Source organism: Streptomyces sp. NPDC057438 (genome assembly GCF_042802995.1).
GTDB lineage: Bacteria > Actinomycetota > Actinomycetes > Streptomycetales > Streptomycetaceae > Streptomyces.
On record NZ_JBHVDD010000013.1, the window covers coordinates 52,696 to 70,188 of the forward strand.

At 71.5% G+C, this 17,493-nt stretch carries 17 protein-coding genes; 5 read left to right on the top strand and 12 right to left on the bottom strand.

All coding sequences use genetic code 11. The features are described 5' to 3' along the window. Nucleotides 1–142: 142 nt before the first annotated feature. Nucleotides 143–478 carry a hypothetical protein gene (locus ACFU5F_RS10615; RefSeq protein WP_013001918.1) on the bottom strand — a complete coding sequence of 112 codons (336 nt, stop codon included), beginning with the start codon at nucleotides 476–478 and terminating at the stop codon, nucleotides 143–145. Nucleotides 479–853: 375 nt separating this feature from the next. On the opposite strand from ACFU5F_RS10615, the gene ACFU5F_RS10620 reads away from it, so the two are divergent. Further along, nucleotides 854–1,807, top strand: coding sequence for a helix-turn-helix transcriptional regulator (locus ACFU5F_RS10620; protein ID WP_383884874.1), 954 nt, complete (start codon nucleotides 854–856; stop codon nucleotides 1,805–1,807). A gap of 22 nt (nucleotides 1,808–1,829) precedes the next feature. Here ACFU5F_RS10620 and ACFU5F_RS10625 read toward each other — a convergent pair whose 3' ends face one another. Continuing rightward, entirely contained in the window at nucleotides 1,830–2,876 is a 1,047-nt protein-coding gene (locus tag ACFU5F_RS10625) for a LuxR C-terminal-related transcriptional regulator (protein WP_383884875.1), read from the bottom strand. A 257-nt stretch (nucleotides 2,877–3,133) separates the two neighbouring features. On the opposite strand from ACFU5F_RS10625, the gene ACFU5F_RS10630 reads away from it, so the two are divergent. Then, on the top strand, nucleotides 3,134–3,919 hold the full coding sequence (locus ACFU5F_RS10630) for a LuxR C-terminal-related transcriptional regulator (RefSeq protein ID WP_383884878.1): 786 nt from the start codon (nucleotides 3,134–3,136) through the stop codon (nucleotides 3,917–3,919). Between the two features lie 62 nt (nucleotides 3,920–3,981). Here the strand turns inward: ACFU5F_RS10630 and ACFU5F_RS10635 are convergent, their stop codons facing one another. The 3 genes from ACFU5F_RS10635 to ACFU5F_RS10645 all read right to left on the bottom strand — a co-directional run bounded on the left by ACFU5F_RS10635 (nucleotide 3,982) and on the right by ACFU5F_RS10645 (nucleotide 7,382). After that, complete coding sequence (locus ACFU5F_RS10635) at nucleotides 3,982–6,153, bottom strand: hypothetical protein (RefSeq protein WP_383884881.1); 2,172 nt, start codon at nucleotides 6,151–6,153, stop codon at nucleotides 3,982–3,984. Next, entirely contained in the window at nucleotides 6,150–6,836 is a 687-nt protein-coding gene (locus ACFU5F_RS10640) for an ABC transporter ATP-binding protein (RefSeq protein WP_383884884.1), read from the bottom strand. The genes ACFU5F_RS10635 and ACFU5F_RS10640 overlap by 4 nt, the downstream gene beginning before the upstream one ends. Before the next feature lie 159 nt (nucleotides 6,837–6,995). Beyond that, nucleotides 6,996–7,382 carry a hypothetical protein gene (locus ACFU5F_RS10645; RefSeq protein WP_383884887.1) on the bottom strand — a complete coding sequence of 129 codons (387 nt, stop codon included), beginning with the start codon at nucleotides 7,380–7,382 and terminating at the stop codon, nucleotides 6,996–6,998. Nucleotides 7,383–7,673: 291 nt separating this feature from the next. Between ACFU5F_RS10645 and ACFU5F_RS10650 the strand changes: the two genes are divergently transcribed. From ACFU5F_RS10650 to ACFU5F_RS10660, 3 genes are read left to right on the top strand one after another with little or no spacing between them, the layout of a single operon-like run. Then, nucleotides 7,674–9,224, top strand: a complete 1,551-nt coding sequence (locus ACFU5F_RS10650; protein ID WP_383884890.1) for a circularly permuted type 2 ATP-grasp protein — start codon at nucleotides 7,674–7,676, stop codon at nucleotides 9,222–9,224. Continuing rightward, nucleotides 9,221–10,156 carry an alpha-E domain-containing protein gene (locus tag ACFU5F_RS10655; RefSeq protein ID WP_318812633.1) on the top strand — a complete coding sequence of 312 codons (936 nt, stop codon included), beginning with the start codon at nucleotides 9,221–9,223 and terminating at the stop codon, nucleotides 10,154–10,156. Before ACFU5F_RS10650 ends, ACFU5F_RS10655 begins: the two co-directional genes overlap by 4 nt. A gap of 5 nt (nucleotides 10,157–10,161) precedes the next feature. Next, the gene (locus tag ACFU5F_RS10660; protein ID WP_383885043.1) at nucleotides 10,162–11,031 is read left to right on the top strand and encodes a transglutaminase N-terminal domain-containing protein; all 870 of its coding nucleotides are present in this window, start codon (nucleotides 10,162–10,164) and stop codon (nucleotides 11,029–11,031) included. Nucleotides 11,032–11,098: 67 nt separating this feature from the next. Here the strand turns inward: ACFU5F_RS10660 and ACFU5F_RS10665 are convergent, their stop codons facing one another. The 7 genes from ACFU5F_RS10665 to ACFU5F_RS10695 form a co-directional block, all read right to left on the bottom strand. Then, nucleotides 11,099–12,256 carry a sugar ABC transporter substrate-binding protein gene (locus tag ACFU5F_RS10665; RefSeq protein ID WP_383884893.1) on the bottom strand — a complete coding sequence of 386 codons (1,158 nt, stop codon included), beginning with the start codon at nucleotides 12,254–12,256 and terminating at the stop codon, nucleotides 11,099–11,101. 547 nt (nucleotides 12,257–12,803) lie between these two features. Then, entirely contained in the window at nucleotides 12,804–14,099 is a 1,296-nt protein-coding gene (locus tag ACFU5F_RS10670; RefSeq protein ID WP_383884896.1) for a zeta toxin family protein, read from the bottom strand. Next, nucleotides 14,096–14,443, bottom strand: a complete 348-nt coding sequence (locus tag ACFU5F_RS10675) for a hypothetical protein (RefSeq protein WP_383884899.1) — start codon at nucleotides 14,441–14,443, stop codon at nucleotides 14,096–14,098. The genes ACFU5F_RS10670 and ACFU5F_RS10675 overlap by 4 nt, the downstream gene beginning before the upstream one ends. A 276-nt stretch (nucleotides 14,444–14,719) precedes the next feature. Beyond that, the gene (locus tag ACFU5F_RS10680; protein WP_383884901.1) at nucleotides 14,720–15,223 is read right to left on the bottom strand and encodes a hypothetical protein; all 504 of its coding nucleotides are present in this window, start codon (nucleotides 15,221–15,223) and stop codon (nucleotides 14,720–14,722) included. 64 nt (nucleotides 15,224–15,287) lie between these two features. Beyond that, nucleotides 15,288–15,422 carry a hypothetical protein gene (locus tag ACFU5F_RS10685; protein WP_383884904.1) on the bottom strand — a complete coding sequence of 45 codons (135 nt, stop codon included), beginning with the start codon at nucleotides 15,420–15,422 and terminating at the stop codon, nucleotides 15,288–15,290. Nucleotides 15,423–15,471: 49 nt separating this feature from the next. Then, nucleotides 15,472–15,726, bottom strand: coding sequence for a hypothetical protein (locus ACFU5F_RS10690; protein WP_383884907.1), 255 nt, complete (start codon nucleotides 15,724–15,726; stop codon nucleotides 15,472–15,474). After that, entirely contained in the window at nucleotides 15,726–17,456 is a 1,731-nt protein-coding gene (locus ACFU5F_RS10695) for a type IV secretory system conjugative DNA transfer family protein (RefSeq protein WP_383884910.1), read from the bottom strand. Before ACFU5F_RS10695 ends, ACFU5F_RS10690 begins: the two co-directional genes overlap by 1 nt. Between the last annotated feature and the right edge of the window lie 37 nt (nucleotides 17,457–17,493).

Consider the following 17,493-nt stretch of genomic DNA (forward strand, 5'->3'; position numbering starts at 1 on the left):
CGCCGGGGGGGCCCCCCCCGTCCCCGGGCGCCACCCCAAAATGCCCCCCTACCCCCCCCGGGGCGTCCCGGTTTTCCGGTCCCGGGCCCCCCCGCTGCTGGGGGGAAGCGCCTGAGCGATTTGAAACGACGGGGGAATCGCTTCAGGCACTGCGGGGGGTGGCTGTAACGGCCGTGGAGGCCGGGGTCTCCGGCTCGGCGAGCCGGTGGTCGCGCTGGTCGAGATTGACGAAGACCATCCCGTACCGAACGGCACACCGCACTGGCTGCGGCGCGCCGCGCGGTCGCCGCAGACACCGGTACGCCCGGATGTCCTCGTCCTCGTCCCGGGTCACCACCACCGGTTCGCCGAACACGGTCACCATCAACGAGTCACCGCTGTGGGGGATGGCGGTGGCCAGGTCGATGAAGTGCCAACCGGAGCGATAGGCGGTGGCCATTTCGCGGCGGAAGGAACGGTCGTCGGGAGGAGTGGTCACATCAGCTCCCTGCACCATCGTCAGCCGGAGGCACCGGCCAGCTGGTGTCCACGGCCCGCGCCTGTGTTGTCGAATCCGCCCCCGCCGGCCAACTGGTGTCCGCGCGGATATCACCCTTCGCATCGGAGAAACCACTCAGTGCTCCGAAGATGAATACGGTGGAGAAGGCGGCGACAAGCACCGAGCGAAGCATTCTCTTGCGCATAGTCGGCTTCGTCCTCACTTGAAGGTCCCCTCTTCCCCCGTCGAGTACGACGATGGCTCATTCGGGCACGTCATGGCCACATAATCAATGCATCATGTTCCTGCATGTTCAGGACCCTGGGGGGTGGAGATTAGGTGGAAAATCGGGCTAAATCGGCACATCCCCACACGGTGGCTGATCTGTGCGACGACGGAGCACGTCTCTACGCACACGCGCTGCGGACGGGACGCATCGCACGTGAGGAGGCGGGTGCCGCACCCTGCCTCATGGAGTTCCCCCTCCTCCATCCCGACCCAGATGACGCGAACTGGCTCCGCCCCGTTCCCCCTTCGGTCGCACTGGCCCAACGGCTCAACCCGATAGAGCGCGAAATCACCGAGTACCGGCGGCGTTCGATCGAGCTCACCGACGCCTTCGAACCGTTCATGGCTCTCAGCGCTCAGGTGGCGACCCCGACCCACGCGATCACGGTCCTGGAAGGCGGCGAGCGGATCCAGGCGGCGTTGAACCTCGCTACCGCCGAATGTCAGACCGAGGTACTCACGGTCCAGCCGAGCAACCGCATATCGGAGCGCAATCTGCTCCAGGGCCTGGAACGTGACAGACCGTTGATCGAACGTGGTGTGCGGATCCGCACCCTTTATCAACACACCGCCCGGCACAGCCCGGAGAAGCTGGCCTATGTGGCCCGGCTGTCCGACGGCAAGGTGGAATACCGCACCATCGACGAGCTCGTGGAGCGCCTCATCATCTGCGACGACACCGTCGCCTTCATACCCACCCGAGACGACCAACAGGTCGCCCTGGAACTCAGACACCCGGGGCTTGTGCGCTACCTGGTCAAGGTCTTCGAGTTCATGTGGGGCCGAGCGGTCCCGCTCACCGCCGGCGCCCCCTACGAAACCGCCCCCGACGGCATCACAGACATCCAGCACTCCATAGCCAAACTCCTCGTCGAGGGCCACGTCGACGAGGCCATCGCCCGGCGTCTCGGCATGAACGTCCGCACCTGCCGCGCCCACATAGCCAAGCTGGCGACGGCGCTGGGCAGCGGCAGCCGGGCGCAGCTCGGTTACCGCATCGCGGAGTCCGGCATCCTCAAGCAGGAGAACCTGGAACAGTAGGCGCCGCGCGGACCCGGCTGCCTCACAGGGCGGTCGGCGCCTCCGGCGCGGGCGCCGCGGCGGCGGGCAGGGCGTCCGGCGGCGGAGTGCGGGGCGGCCCGTCGAGGCCGGCCTGGGCGATGCGGACGCCCAGTTGGGTGCGGCTGGCCGCGCCGAGGCGCTCGGAGAGGCGGGCGATGTGGGCCCGGCAGGTGCGGACACTGATGCCCAGCCGCTCGGCGACCACCGCGTCCTGGTGGCCCTCCGCCAGCAGCGCCGCGATGGACCGTTCCCGGTGCGTGATGCCCGCGACGCCGGCCGACGGGAGGGACGCGGCCAGCGGGACTCCGAGGCGCCAGAGCCGTTCGAAGACGGTGACCAGGTACTCCACCAGCGCCGGGTGGCGGATCTCCAGGGCCATGGTGCGGTCGGCGTTGGCGGGGATGAAGGCCACCGTCCGGTCGAAGACGATGAGGCGCTCCACGACCTCGTCCAGGGTGCGGGCCTCCGCCGACTCCCCCATCAGTTCCATGTAGTTGTGCAGGCCCTGCCCGTGCCGGGCCACATGCGTGTACAGGTCCCGCATCCGCACCCCACGGCGGCACATCGCCAGCGCCCGGTGCAGCCCCTCGCGCAGCTCGTCCTCGCGGCGGATGCCGCCCGGCTGCACGGTCAGCACCTCGGAGGTGCAGCGGTCGGTGGCCTCGTCGATCGCCGCCCGGATCCGGGACAGTCCGTCGAGCACCCGGATCGCCGAGCTCTCCGTCGGCGTCCGCGCGCGTGAACCCCCCAGGCCCGCGTACCACTCGACGGCGTCGACCGCCGCGCCCATCCGGGCCTGGCTGGCGCTGACCTCGGCGTGGACGCCGCGCAGCAGACGCGTCATGACCTCCTGCGGGGAGGTGGGCACCAGCCAGCCCATGTCGTCGGGGTCGGGGTGCAGCAGGGCGAGTTCGAGGAGACAGGGCACGGCGTCGGCGTCCTCGCGCGGGACACGGCCCCGGCGTACGGCTCGGGAGTACACACGGTCCCCGGCGGCGCAGAGCCGGTCGGCCCCGTGCGGATGCTCCTCGGTCGCGTGCCCGGCCATCACCCACGTCACCCCCGGTTCCGACCTGTTCGCAGCGCAACTATGCGCGGCGCGCACCCACACCGCAACAGAGCCCTGACCTGTTTACGTCCCTATAACAGAGGTTACATCCCGTTATCTCCACCCCTCAGGCAGTACGCCCTGCAACAAGCTGAAGATAGCGATGAGATGTACATGCCGTACAGGGTGAGTGAACTCAGTGAGATCGCCCCCGCGATGAGATATCGCGCGATCCCTGGTGAAGGGCTGTGACAGTCATGACGGGGGAAGAGAAGATGCTGCGTGTCTGCGTGTTCGGAGACGGGCCCTTGGAACGAGCCGGGGTGCGGCGCGTTCTGGAGGAGGACGAGCGCATCCGGGTCGTCGGTGAAGGACCGGTGGGCCGGTTCGCGCGCCTGGTGCGGGCGTCCCGGCCGGACCTGCTCGTATCCCTCCACGACGATCCGGACGACACCCTCGGCACACTGCCGTCGTCCGGACCGCCCTTACCGAGAATCGTGCTGGTCAGCCACTTGTCAGAGCAATCCGCGAGGATGCTGCTGCACCAGGGTGCAAACGGGATCCTGCTCCGCGAGGACTCGGTCGCCCATCTGCACTGGGCGGTGCGAGCCGCCGCCGCGGGTGGCCTCGCGCTCGATCCCACCGCGGCCGCGTTGGTGGCGGCCCGGCTGATCAGGCCCGAGCGGCTGACTGAGGCGACGGTCACCGCGAGGAGACTGGTGGCCACGCTGAGCCCTCGTGAGCAGGAGATCCTGCGGTTGCTGGAACAAGGCGCCGCCAACGTGGAGATGGCCGAGGCACTGAACATCAGCGGCCACACCGTCAAGGACCACATCCGCGCCGTCTACACCAAGCTGGCGGTCGACAACCGCGTACAGGCCGCCCGGATCGCCTGGCAGGCTCAGGACGTGCGTGCCGTCGGAGCGGATGCCGTAGCCCGAGCGCGTACGAGAGCGGGAGTGTGGTCCGGGCCCTTGCGCACGGTCACCGGCGGCGGGACAGGGTTCCGGCCGAGCGGCGCACCTGTCCCGCATCCCCACTGACGCCTTGTGGGCCGTGGGCCACGAAGCCCACGGGCCCGTCCCCACGGCCCACAACGGTCGTGTCAGTCGTTACGAGGGCGCCACACCGAGCCCGTCGCCGCCGCCGTGCGGGCGCCCCACCACGCCATCGCAGCCGCGCAGAGCAGTCCCGCACCGCCCACCGCGGACAGCGCGGACAGCCGGCTCGCCGAGCTGGCCATGAGCGGCGTGGTCACGAACCAGGTCACGGCGACCGCCGCACACACCGCGAAGGCGACAGGCACCAGCAGGGACCACACGGAGACGGAGTAGTACACCCGGACATCACCGGTCAGCACGGAGACCGGCCCCAACTCGCGCCCGGCACGCACGAACTGGGCGACCGACCCGATTCCGGCCACCACCACGATGACCAGCACCCCGGCGACGGAGAGCAGTTCGAGCCACTGCTGTGCCGCAATGCCTTCACCGCTGCCGCTGAGGGTGCCGGTCCCGGCGAACACCGTCACCTTCGTCGCCATCGCCAGATGCTCGTTGGCGGTCCGGTGCACCCAGGCTGTGGACAACTCGCGTCCGTCGTCCGCGAGAACCATCAGGACCGGGTCCTCGGTCGTGCGCACGGCCCTGGCGACGTCCCCCGTCGCGGCGTACAGATCCACGCCCACCGACCGCTCCAGCTCCACGGCCCGCGCGAGGCCAGGATGCCGGGTGGTGCGCAGAGCGGTGGCCGTGTTCGGGCAGGGGAGACCGAGTCCGCGCCACACCGGGCAGGAGGCCACGAGGTCCATCCGGTCCTTACGCGGGTCCCGTCGCACCGCGAGGACCCCGGTCCCCGAGCCCAGCGCGCGCTCGAAGGCGACCACGTCGGCCGACCTGGTGTCCATCGTGGTCGAGACCCGCAGAACGCTGGTGCCCAGGTGTTCCTCCATCGCGTCGGCACGGTCGCTCATCTCCGTGAAAAGGCTGATGGCGATCTGGCCCTGGGCCGCCAGCCCGATCGCGACGACCACCGCGGCGACCAGCCTCGCCACCGGACGTGCCCCGGCGGCGAGCCGTCGCCCGGAGATCAGCATGCCGATCCGGCCGCGCGCCGCCCCCGCCCGAGCCATCGCCGGACCGGTCGCCGCCACGACCGCCCCCACTACTCCCGGGAGCAGTGCGATGGTGACGACCGAGCCGGTTGCCAGAACGGGCAGCCGTAGATCGTACGGTGCCAGGCCGGTGCCCTGGACCGTGCCGAACAGAGCGAGGGGGAACAGCCACAGCGTCCACTCCCGGCGCTGCCGCCAGGCGGTGGGCCGGGTGGAACGGCCGGGCCGATAAGCCGGCTGAAGCAGCACCACGGCACCCAGCACGGCCGATGGCACGGCAAGCGTGGCGACGAGCAGGGCGCCCAGTGCGGCACGGGCGTCGGGCCGGTACAGCACGAAGTCGACCCCGGGCAGCGGGATGTCGGAGACGAATGCGGGGACGACGGCAAGCGCTGCCAGCAGCCCGCCGAGGGCCACGGGCACCACTGCCTCGCCCAGAGTGAACCAGGCACGTGCGCGGGTGGACGCGCCGAGCGCCGTGAGAACCGCGGTGCGCCGGTCGCGGGCGGCGGCGCCGACACGGGCTGCGATCACGACGAACAGCCCGGCGGGCAGGCCGACCAACGCCAGATAGGCCCACCGGAACTCTCCAGGCCCAAAGTTGTACAAGTGCTCACCGAGCGGCGGTGACCAAGAGACGCCGAAGCCGGTCGCCTCGACCATCGAGGAGGGGTCGAGACGCTCGGCGGACGGCCGTACATAGACGAAGTACTCACCCGGTGCCTCCAGTCCGGCCGCACCGATCGTCCCCACCGGCTTGCCGTACTCGTGGCGTACCTCGGGGTGGGCGTTCCCGAGCGCCGGGGAGAGGACGGCCTCACCCGGTCCGGGCCAGCGGCTCAGACCGGGCGGCAACGGGGCGTCGGCCGTACGGGGTTCGATGTACACCACGTCGTACTGCCGGTCGGCGACGGTCGCGACCGTCGCCTTCCACAGCAGTTCGCCGGTTCCGGCCCCGGCCTCGGTGACCTGTGGCCAGCGGTCCGCACTGCGCTCGGCCCGACCGTCGAACGAGGCGGAGGCGAGGAGATGGCCGCACACGGCGAGGACCGCCACGGTCGTCGCCGCGAGCAGCGCGAAGAAGCGGATCCGGCTCGCCTCGGCGGTCCAGGAAGCCGCCCGGCCCATACGCAGCAACTGCCGGCGCAGCCCACCCCCGCTCACCGCGCCTCCTCGACCTGCACCAGCCGGCCCTCGTGCAGATGCAGTCGCACGTCCGCACGACTCGCCACCGCGGGGTCGTGTGTGACCACGATCAGAGCGCACCCGTGTTCCCGGGGCGTGCTGAACAGCAGGTCCGCGACAGCCTCCCGGTGCTCCCCGTCGAGGGAGCCGGTCGGCTCGTCCGCCAGCAGCAGTTCGGGCGTGTTCACCAGGGCGCGGGCAACGGCTACGCGCTGGCGTTCACCACCGGAGAGGTCGTGGGTGGCCGTGCGGTGCGGCACCCCGAGTCCGTCGAGGAGTTCCTGGGCGCGTGATCGGGCGGTGTCGGCGGGGGCACCGGCCAGCAGACTCGCGATCATCACGTTCTCCACCGGGGTGAGTTCGGGCAGTAATTCGCCGAACTGGAACACCATGCCGATGTGTCGGCGCCGGTGGGCGGCGAGGGCACGGGACGACAGCCGGGCGAGATCCTCTCCCATCACCTCGACCCGGCCCGACGCGGGACGTATGAGTCCCATCAGGCACATCAACAGCGTGGACTTACCGCTGCCAGACGGCCCCATCACGGACACGGAGCGGCCGGCCGGCACGGTGAGGTCGGCGCCCGCGAGCAGCCGTCGTTCGGCGACGCCGTACACGACATCGCTCAGACGCAGGACGGGCTGAGTGGGGGGTGGGGTCACACGGGGCTCCTGGTTCGGGAGGGCATATGGGGAGGTTCGGGTGGGGACTGCGGGGACGGCGAACACGTCTGACCGAGAGGCACGGTTCGGCCTCTCGGTCAGGTCGGGCTGCCGGGACTCAGGATCGGGAGAACGATCCGTGAGGCCGAAGCAGGAAGGTCAGTCCGCGTACCACTCGGTGTGCCAGTCGGGCAGGTTGTTGCGCGACACCGTGCCTCGTGCCTTGAAGATCTCGGAGTGCTCGCCGCTCTCCACAGTGCCCCTGTTGCCGTCGTCGTCGGCCGGACCGTTCGGGCCGTCCTTGTTCCAGAGGGTCAGCTTGTCGTCCTCGTGGGCGATGCGGTAGTACTCGGCCTTGACCCAGTGGTCCTCACCCGTGTCCTTGATGTTGATGATCCCGCGGTCCGGGGTGCCCTCGGTCCAGAACCTCAGCTCGCCGGGGTACGAGTGCGGACCGATCTCGTAGGCCATGGCCGGCGCCGCAGTGCCGAACGCCAGGGCGGCGATGACGCCGACGCCCAGACGTCGTGCGATGGTGACCTTCACAGTATGTTCCTCTCTCCGGATGTCTCAGCCGTCCCCGCGGTGGACGAACAGGGCTGTCCGCACAATGCGTTGCGTGCGGTCCCTGTGGACATCACTCTGCCCGCCGGCGATCTCCGGGAGAATCCACCGGGCGGGGGGTCCCACACCCGGCCGGGGGGGTGGGACGACGCAGTGGCTCCCCCGTCCGGCCGTACGTCAAACCCTCCGTTTCCGCAGGTCGCGATCGCCGCCGCAAGCCGGCGGAAACGCGGCGGTGACCGGGGTGTTACGGAGCGCGCTTACCGTCGGCCCATGGCGGACATATTTGACGCCTACGCGTTGGCCGACGCGTGGGACGAGATGTTTGAGCGGCCGGGTGAGGTCAGGACCGCCTATGAGCCGGTGCTGGCGGCGCTCCGGCCCATCGAGCCGGGCGAACTGCGGTTCAGGGCCGACCAGATGGCCCGCGCGTTCACCGACCGGGGCGTGACGTACGCCTTCGCGGGCGAGGAGAGACCCTGGCCGCTGGACCTGGTGCCGAGAATCCTGGACGCCCTGGAATGGGACCTCATCCAGCGCGGAGTGGCGCAGCGCGTACGGGCGTTGGAGGCGTACCTCGCGGACGCCTACGGGCCGTGCCGGGCCTTCGAGGACGGTGTCGTGCCCTGGCGGCTGCTCCTCAACTCCCCCCACTTCCACCGGGCCGCGCACGGTGTGGAGCCGCCGGGCGGGGTCCGTATCCATGTCGCCGGCATCGACCTCGTACGCGACGAGGCGGGCGACTTCCGGGTGCTGGAGGACAACGTCCGGGTGCCGTCCGGCGTGTCGTACGTCATCGAGAACCGGCGAGCGATGACCCGCGTGTTCCCGTCCCTCTTCGCCGAGCAGCACGTGGTGCCCGTCGACGGCTACGCGCAGCGACTGCTCGCCGCGCTGCGGGCCGCCGCGCCCGGCGGCATCGGGGACCCGCGGGTCGTCGTCCTCACCCCCGGCCCCAGCAACGCCGCCTACTTCGAACACGCCCTGCTGGCCCGGCTGATGGGCGTGCAGTTGGTGGAGGGGCACGATCTCGTCTGCCGGGGCAACCGCGTGTGGATGCGGACGACCCGCGGGGAGATGCCCGTCCATGTCGTATACCGGCGGCTCGACGACGACTTCCTCGATCCCCTCCACTTCCGGCCCGACTCGGTGATCGGCTGCCCGGGGATCATGGGCGCCGCGATGGCGGGGAACGTCACGCTGGCGAACGCGGTGGGCAACGGCATCGCGGACGACAAGCTGCTCTACACCTACGTCCCCGACCTCATCCGCTACTACCTCCGTGAGGAACCGGTTCTCCCGAACGTGGAGTCCTTCCGGCCGGACGAACCCGGGCAGCTGGAGGCCGTCCTCGACCAGATCGACCAGCTGGTGGTCAAGCCGGTCGACGGGGCGGGCGGGCAGGGCATCGTCATCGGGCCGAAGGCGGACCGGGAGACGCTGGAGCGCACCCGGGAGGCCGTACGGGCCGATCCGCGCGGCTGGATCGCGCAGCGGCCGGTCGCGCTGTCCACCTCCCCCACCCTTGCCGGCGAACGCATGGCCCCGCGCCACATCGACCTGCGGCCCTTCGCCGTGAACGACGGGAGCGACGTGTGGGTGCTGCCCGGCGGGCTGACGCGGGTCGCCCTCCAGGAGGGCAACCTCATCGTCAACTCCAGCCAGGGCGGCGGTTCCAAGGACACCTGGGTGCTCGCCGAAGGGACCGCCGAGCAGCGCTTCGAGGAGACCCGCGGGCCGGGTCCGCTGCCGGAGAAGGCGCCGCGCCAGCTCGGCCCCGACGGCACCCGTACGGTCGTACAGGAAGGGGCGCAGCAGCAGTGAACGACGTGATCCTCTCCCGGATAGCCGAGGCCCTGACCTGGACGGGACGGTACGTGGAACGGGCCGACGCGACGGGCCGCATCCTCGACGCCTACCTCCACCGCCTCCTCGAAGACCCCTGGCGCGACGAGGACGCGGCCTGCCGCTCGCTGTACGCGATCCTCGGCGTGGACGCGCCCGAGCTGCACTGCGACATGCAGCAGGTACTGGACCGGCTGGCCTTCGACGCCCGCTCGACCGGCTCGATCGAGGGCGCGCTCGGGGCGGCCCGGCTGAACGCCCGCAGCGCCCGCGAGGCGGTGTCGTCGGAGATGTGGGAGTGCCTGAACTCCACCTGGCACGCGCTCGCCGACCAGCGCACGGCCGCGCGCCGCACGGGCGGCCCGTACGCCTATCTGGAGCTGGTACGACGGCGCGCGGCCCTCTTCTTCGGGCTCGCCGACTCCACGATGAGCCGGGACGACAGCTGGCGTTTCGTCGTCCTGGGCCGCAGCCTGGAGCGGGTGGACATGACCGTGCGGCTGCTGTCGGTACGGGTGCTGGACGCGGCGCACGCGCCCGACTGGCCGACCCTGCTGAGCGCGAGCGGCGCGGACGAGGCGTACGCGCGCGTGCACGGCGGTTTCGGCGACAGCCCCAAGGTCGCCGAGTTCCTGCTGCTCGACCGGGACTTCCCGCGCTCGGCGCTGCACGCGCTGACCACGGCGGAGGAGTGCCTGGCCGCGCTCGGCCGCCCCCGCCAGGACCCGGCCCGCCGCCCGATCGGCGCCCTGCGCACCCACCTCGAATACCTCGACTCCGAGTCGCTGGAGGCGGGCCTGCCCACGCTGCTGCGGGATCTGCAGCAGGCGTGCATGGCTTCGGCGGAGGCAGTGGCCGAGAAGTTCTTCCCGTACCAGGGGCCCGTCGAATGGGCCCAGGAAGGCGCGTGAGCACGATGAACCTGCCTGGAGCGGCTGTACGGGCGACCCGGCGCCTGCGCATCCGGCACATCACCCGCGTCGCGTACGCGCAGCCCGCGGCCTCCTCCCACAACGAGGTCCGCATGACCCCGCTGACCCTGCCGGGCCAGACCACCCTGGACGCCCGGGTGCTGGTGAACCCCTCGACGCCGACCTGGTCGTACTGGGACTACTGGGGCACCCAGGTCACCGGCTTCGACCTCATCGAGCCCCACTCCGACCTGACGATCACCGCGACCAGCCTGGTGGAGACAGCCCCGCCGGAGCCGCTGCCGGACGCGCCCGGGTGGGCGGAGGTCCACCGCGCGAGCGCCGGCTCCCGTCTGCTGGAGTACCTGGCCGCGACCGGCCGTACGACCCTGCCGGCCGCGCTGCTGGACCGGGCCCGGGAGGTGTCCGCCGGTCTCGACGTGCACGGGACGGCGACCGCGGTGTCGGCGATGGTCGCCGACCACGTGGCGTACGTGCCGGGCGCGACCGGGGTGCACACCAGCGCGGCCGAGGCGTGGGAGCAGGGGGCCGGGGTCTGCCAGGACATCGCCCACCTCACTCTCGGCATGCTCCGCGCCCTCGGCCTGCCCGCCCGCTACGTCTCCGGCTACCTCCACCCGGAACGCGAGGCCGAACTCCACCGCCCGGTCGCCGGCCAGAGCCACGCCTGGATCGAGTACTGGGCGGGCGACTGGACCGGCTACGACCCCACCAACCGTGTCCCCGCCGACGAATCCCACGTCGTCGTCGGCCGCGGCCGCGACTACGACGACGTGACCCCGCACAAGGGCATCTACCGGGGAGTGGCCGGCGGACCGCCGGAGGTGACGATCGAGTTCACGCGGGTGGCTTGAGCTTGAGGGGGACGGGGGACCGGAGGTGGGACGAGGGCCGGGGGCAGGGCCCCCGGGCCGTCGGCGGTCACTTCACGCCGGCCGCGTCGCACCTGGCCTTGAAGGCCGAGGTACAGATCTGCTTGACCGTGTAGATGCCGTCGGCGACGACCGTGTCCATGATGTTCGACTTGGTCAGCGCGACCGGGGGCACCAGCTGGGCCGGGATCTTCTTGGTGGTCGGGGAGTCGACGCTGTCCTTGGCGAGGGCGTCGAACTCGATGGAGCGGCCCTGGACCTTGGCGACGGCCATCTCGGCGGCGGCCGCGGCCTGCGTCGGGAACGACTTGTACACGGTCATGTACTGCTCGCCCGTGAGGATCCGCTGCACGGCGTCCAGGTCGGCGTCCTGCCCGGTGACCGGCGGCACCTTGGCGACACCGGCGGTCTTCAGCACGTCGATGACGGCCCCGGCGATGCCGTCGTTCGCGGCGTAGACGGCGTCGATGTTGTCGACGCCCAGCCTGGTGACGGCCTTCTCCATGTTCGCCTTCGCGACGACCGGGTCCCAGTCCTTGGTGTCATAGGTCTCGGAGATCGTCACCTTGTCCTGCAGCTCGGAGAGCGCGCCCTCCTTGAACATGGCGGCGTTCGGGTCGGTGGGCGACCCGTTCATCATGACGATCTTGTTGGCGGCGCTGTCGCCCAGGTCCTCCACCAGTGAGCGGCCCTGCACCTGCCCGACGAGCTCGTTGTCGAAGGAGACATAGCCGTCGATCGGGCCCTGCGCCAGCCGGTCGTAGGCGATGACGGGGATGCCGGCGTCGTGCGCGGTCTGCACGGCGGGAGCGATGGCCTTGGAGTCCACGGCGTCGACGATGATGATGTCGACCTTGTCCTCGACCATCTGCTTCATCTGGCCGGTCTGGGTCTCCGGGTCCTTCTCCGCGTTGGCGTACTTGGTGACGCCCTTGTTGTCGGTGAGCTCGGCGATCTTCTTCTTGATGTTGGGGTAGTCGAACTGCTCGTACCGCTTGGTGTCCTTGTCGGGGAACAGCACGCCCACCGTGATGTCGTCGCCCTTCGTGGGGCTCGCCTCCGCGCTGTCCCCGACGTCCACGACCCCGCAGGCGGCTAGGGAGACGGCCGCCGCCGAGGCGGCGAGGGCGGTGGCGGTGCGGCGCAGAGCAGTGGTGCGACGACGTGGACGAATGCCGGGGGTGTTGCTGGTGGTACGGGCGTTCACATCAAGGGCCTTCCGGGCGTGGGCGCAGCAACTGCGACCCATGTGGCTGAAAGCCAACGCGGTGATCACCTCAGCGTCAAGGACTAATCACTTAACGAGATGACAACAGCCTTGTGTGGTCTCGGTGTGAAGAGGGTAAAGCAAAGGGCTCCCCCTGTCGCCGCCCGCCCTTCACGCCCCGGGGGCCGGCGGCCGGGGCGAGTCACCGCCGTCGATCAATGGCCCCGGCGGGGGCACGTGTTGGCGGCGGAGGGGGTCCGCGGCGGGGGTTTCCGGGGCCGTCGGGGGTGGGGTGCCAGGTCAGCGGGGTGGCCGGCGGCGGCCCGCGGACGGCTCGTGCCGGGCCCACGGCGAGGAGGCCGCGCCGGTCCCAGGGAGACCGCCGGGTCCTTGTCCGGGCGGCGGGGTGGGGAGGGGACGGGAGGGCCGGGTGGCGGACCTCACGCCCGTCCACGCCGGCTGGTGGACGGGTGGGGGTCGACCAGCCGACGTCGGACCGGCAGGCGGGCCCGGTGGGCTGGGCCGGCGGGCTCTGTCTGCCTGCCGCCTACCTGCCGCGTCGGTTCGGGTCGGGGCCGTTCGGGCCCTGCGGTGGGGTCGCCCGGCCGGGGACAGGGCCAGGGCCGGAACCTTGGCCGGGGGCCGGGCGGGGGCCCTGGCCGCTCGGGGGCTGCGGTGTGCCGGGGCCGGCGGGGCGGGGCGTACTGCGGGAGCGCGCGGCGGCAGCGGCCGCGGATGTCGGTGAGGTGGGAGGGGCCGACGAGGCGGTGGGGGCTGTCGACGGGCTCGCCGCCGGAGCCGGAGCCGCGGACGCCGGCGGAGGAGCCGGAGCCGCGGACGCCGGCGGAGGAGCCGGAGCCGCTGCCGTGGCCGGCGCCGGCGGTGCGGGGAGCCGTGCCGCTGCCGCCGGGGTCAGAAGGGGGCGGGCCTGGTTTTCGATACGGGTGAGCCGGCCGGGCCACTCGGGGCCCAGCGCCTGGGCGGTCTCCCGCAGACGCAGCTGCGTGGTGACGAACGAGTCGCTCTCGGCCGGTGTCCAGGGGCGGGCCCGTTCCGCGGCGAGCGCCTGGCGCAGTTCCGGCGGGCCGGTCCAGTTGCCGGTGCCGTCGAGCGCGTTGCCGTAGCGCGGCTTGCTCTCGCCCCGGCGGTAGACGCTCGCGAGGTCGGCGAGGGCACCCCGGTCGACACGGTCGGCGAGTTCGAGGATGCCGGCGTAGGACTCGTCGGCGTTGGACTGCACGGTCAGGCGCCCCTGCCCCCGGTCGGCGAGCTGCTCGAAGTAGCGGTTGACGATGCCCTGGTTGCTCATCGCCTGCGGCACCCCCATGAACAGGGCCTCCACGCGCGCGCCGGAGTCGCGGTACGCCCGCATCTTCTCCTCCACGGCCGCCGCGTTCTGCGAGGTCTCCTGGATGATCGCGTGCAGCCCGTGCTCACGGACGTAGCTCTCCGCCTGGGCCATCCAGGCCCGCCCGTCGGCGCGGGTGTAGGCGGCCATCAGGGTGTCGTCCTGGGCCATCAGCCGGGCGTACGCCGGGTGGTAGGGCTTGTAGAGGTCGCTGTCGACGTCCGCGAAGCCGCCGTGCCGGTTCAGTGCGCCGGCGACCATCTCGGTGACCCGGCTCTTGCCGGCGCCGGGCTGGCCGATCAGGAACACCACGGTGGGGGTCTCCTGCCCGGCGCGGCCCGCCAGGAGGTCGGGGACGATCCGCTCGCGGAAGATCCGCCGGTTCTCGGCGTCGGACAGCCGGTACCGCTCCACCTCGGCGGGATCGATCGCGCGCGCGGGCGGCTCGGGCACCCGATCGCCCGGGCGGGTCGTGCGCTCGGTCGGGTCGGTCATGCCAGGCTCGCCAGGACCTCGCGGGCGAGCCGGGCGTAGCGTGCGCGGGCCTCGGCGATCTGCTCACGGTCGGCCGAGCGCAGCAGCTCACGCTCCTTCGCCAGCCGCCCCTGGGCGGCACGCGCGGCCTCGATGACGGCGGCGTCGGGGGCGCTCTTGGCCTCCTCCGCCGCGATCTGCGCGCTGTACGCGCCGACCGCCCCGTTGACCGCCTCGATCGCCGCCTCGTACGCCGCGGTCTCCTCGTTCGACCAGTCGTGCGGCTCCAGGTCATGGGTCACCGAGATGGCGTTGTCGCGTGCGGTGTCCCGTGGAGCGTTCTGCGGCGTGTCCCGTGCGGTCATGTGTCCCCTCCGTGTGCCGGTGACCCCGGTGGCCCCGGTGACCCGGTGACCGTTGCCAGCGGTTCCGTGGTCTGGTGGTCCGTGGTCCGCGGTCCGCGGTCCGCGGTCCGCGGTCCGTGGTCCGTGGTCCGTGGTCCGTGGTCTGGTGGTTCCGTGGTCTGGTGGTTCCGTGGTCATTGTGGGGGACGGCGGACGGAGGGAATCGGGTTCCCGCAACTCCCCTCCGGCCACCGCCGGTTCAGCGTCCCACTAACGCCTCGGCGTTCCACCGGCGGCTCAGGCGCCGCTCCACTCCCGCAGCAGGGCCTCCCGCTCCTCGCGTCGCGGGGTGCCCTCGGCGGCGTGGGCGCGGCCCCAGCCCGCCAGGGTCTCCACCTCCGCCGTGCCGGCCACGAGGCGCTCCAGCAACGTGACGGAGAGGTCGTACTCGGACTGGACGTAGCCGCCGAGGGCGGCGGCGGACTGGGCGTTCAGTTCGACCGTCCTGTCGGCGGTCTCCAGGTGCACCTCGAACGTGGCCGCGGCCTCCCCGCCGCCCACGACGGCGTTGGTGACGAGGTCGACGGCCGTCGTGGCGAGCAGCCGGGCGTTGGACCGGACCCGTACGTACCGCACGGCGACCGACCGGATCTCCGACCACCCCCACACCGCGCTCTGGCCGGTCCCGAGGCCCTCCACCCAGTCCCGCGTGAGCCGCACCCCGGGCCCGAACCCCTCCGGCTGCGCCCCGACGTACACCCCACCGTCCTCGGCGATCCAGAACAGTCCGACCATGGCCATGAGTGCCTCCCCTTCGGCGACCTGTGCGTTTCCCCTGGTGAGACGTTGTCCCACGAAGAATGGTTCAGCGGCCGAGGGCCGTCCGCAAGGTCACGCCGTGCCGGACCCGCAGATGCCGTACCTCCCACACGGACAGGGCCGTCACCGTCAGCGGGCCGCCCAGGAGGAAGGAGAGGATCACGGCGGGCGGGGCGGCCACATCCGGGGTGTCGGAGAAGCCGAGGGCGGTGATCGCCGTGCCGGCCGACTCACCGAAGAGGCCGAGCGTGAGGTCGAAACGACCGATGTCGGCGTCGGAGACGGTTCTCCAGTTTGTCCAGGACGAACTCCTCGCGCCCCTTCCGCAGCGGGTAGGCCATCACCAGCCACACGCCGGCCAGCAGGCCCAGCGTCGTACGGGCGCGCTGGAGCCAGGTGATGACGCGGTCTCTGATGAGATCGGGCCGGTTCGGAACGGTCAGCCCGAGCACGCCACCCATCGCGATGCCCACGACCTCCCCCATCAGCGCGCCCCGGGGTCGTACTTCCGCAGCGACGCCTGGACCTCCTGGGCGTACGGCCCCTCCCACCACGGGATCGTCTCGACGAGGACCGGCTTGGTGCCGGAGGCGAGGACGAGCGCGCGGCCCGGGGGCATGGCGCCGAGGTCGGAGACGCCGAGGACGCGTTGCCGGCTGACGGACTCGCTGACCGTGCGGTTGCCGCTCCAGCCGCCGAACTCCGACTCGCGGCTCGCCTGGTACTCACGCTGGTCGTACTCGCCGGCCAGCTCGCTGAGGTCGCCCAGGAAGCGGGTGTCGGAGACACCACCGCCGTAGACGCGGATGTTCGCGGCCGACCACAGCTTCTCCATGCCGCGCTCGCCCCACACCTCGATGCCCTGCGCCCAGGACTGGAGGATGGTCATGAGGATGATGCCGCGCGAGCCGTAGTGCGAGTACAGATCGGGCAGGGTGCGCCAGCGGCAGACGTTGGCGGCCTCGTCGAGGACGCCGACCAGGGGCAGCGCGAGCCGGCCGCCGCGCTGGGTGGTGGCGTACTCCTCGGCCGCCTCGACGACGGCGACGGTGAGCGCGGTGACGAGCGGTCCGGCGGAGTCGCGGCCCTCACGGGACAGGGAGTACAGGGTGCCGGCGGTGCGGACGAACGCGTGCGGGTCGAACTCGGGGGCGCTCGGGTCGGCCGGCGGGGTCACCCAGCGGTTGACCTCGGGGTTGATCAGGCAGGACGCCATCTGCTGGGCGACGCCGTAGATGCCGCTGCGCTGCTTGTCGGGGGCGGTGAGGACGCCGTTGAGCCCGTCGGCGGCCATGAGGTGCCCCGAGCCGCGCAGGATCCGTTCCGGGGTGTCGTCCTTGGGGTTGGACAGCCAGGTGTAGATCTGTGTGATCGGCATCTTGCCGCAGGCGGCGGCGAGGAGGAGGTTGGCGAGCAGGTCCTGGCCGGCCGGGTCGAAGAAGGCGTCCGTGGAGGCGTTCGCGTCGCGGGACCCGCTGGCGAAGTGGTCGGCCATCTTGCGGGCCTTGGCGACGTCGGTGACGTACGACAGCGGGTTCCACCACCAGCTCGGCGCCTCGGCGGCGACCTGCTGCGGGTCGAAGACCCAGACCGGCCCGCGCGCGGAACGGGGGCCCCGGGTGGAGTCCACGATGTCCCGCTTGTTGGAGGTGACGAGGACCGCGCCGGGCCCGTCGAGGATCGCCGGGACCGCCCGTCGGGTCGTCTTTCCGGTGCGCGGGCCCCAGATGTCGACGTGCATGTCCTCGTAGGAACCGAACAGCGGCTGGCGGCCCTTGACGGACCGTCCGATGAAGACGCCAGGCGTCCGCGCCTTGACTCCGAGCCGCTCCGCCGTGGCCGCCGCACCCTTCATGGTGAGCTTGCCCAACTCCTCGCCCTTGGCCAGGTGTTGGGCCGCACCGTCCACCTTGGGCTTCTTCCTGAACCGACGCACCACGCGGTACACGGCGGTCCCGAGAATGCCGAGCAGGAGAGCCTCCGCGGCGGCCACCGCGCTGGCCGGGGACCCCGGCCAGCTGTAGTCGCCCTTGACCATGGCGACGAGGAACGTCAACGGGTTCGACGCCGGCGCCGGGGCGTCCGCGAAGGGGGCACCGATCTTCGCCGCGAGCCAGGCCCCGACGACCCCCAGGAGCACGATCGCGACCACGATGACGATCTCGATCGTCCAGTCGTCCTCGGCGCGGGGCTTCTTCTGCTGTTCTGCGGTCACCCGCGGGTCCGTCCTTTCTGGGGGTGGGGGTTGGGGG

Coding starts and splice junctions, on each gene's coding strand:
- ACFU5F_RS10675 (WP_383884899.1), bottom strand. CDS start 14,443: ATGACCGCACGGGACACGCCGCAGAACGCTCCACGGGACACCGCACGC.
- ACFU5F_RS10690 (WP_383884907.1), bottom strand. CDS start 15,726: ATGGGGGAGGTCGTGGGCATCGCGATGGGTGGCGTGCTCGGGCTGACC.
- ACFU5F_RS10650 (WP_383884890.1), top strand. CDS start 7,674: ATGGCGGACATATTTGACGCCTACGCGTTGGCCGACGCGTGGGACGAG.
- ACFU5F_RS10625 (WP_383884875.1), bottom strand. CDS start 2,876: ATGGCCGGGCACGCGACCGAGGAGCATCCGCACGGGGCCGACCGGCTC.
- ACFU5F_RS10630 (WP_383884878.1), top strand. CDS start 3,134: ATGACGGGGGAAGAGAAGATGCTGCGTGTCTGCGTGTTCGGAGACGGG.
- ACFU5F_RS10670 (WP_383884896.1), bottom strand. CDS start 14,099: ATGACCGACCCGACCGAGCGCACGACCCGCCCGGGCGATCGGGTGCCC.
- ACFU5F_RS10660 (WP_383885043.1), top strand. CDS start 10,162: ATGAACCTGCCTGGAGCGGCTGTACGGGCGACCCGGCGCCTGCGCATC.
- ACFU5F_RS10680 (WP_383884901.1), bottom strand. CDS start 15,223: ATGGCCATGGTCGGACTGTTCTGGATCGCCGAGGACGGTGGGGTGTAC.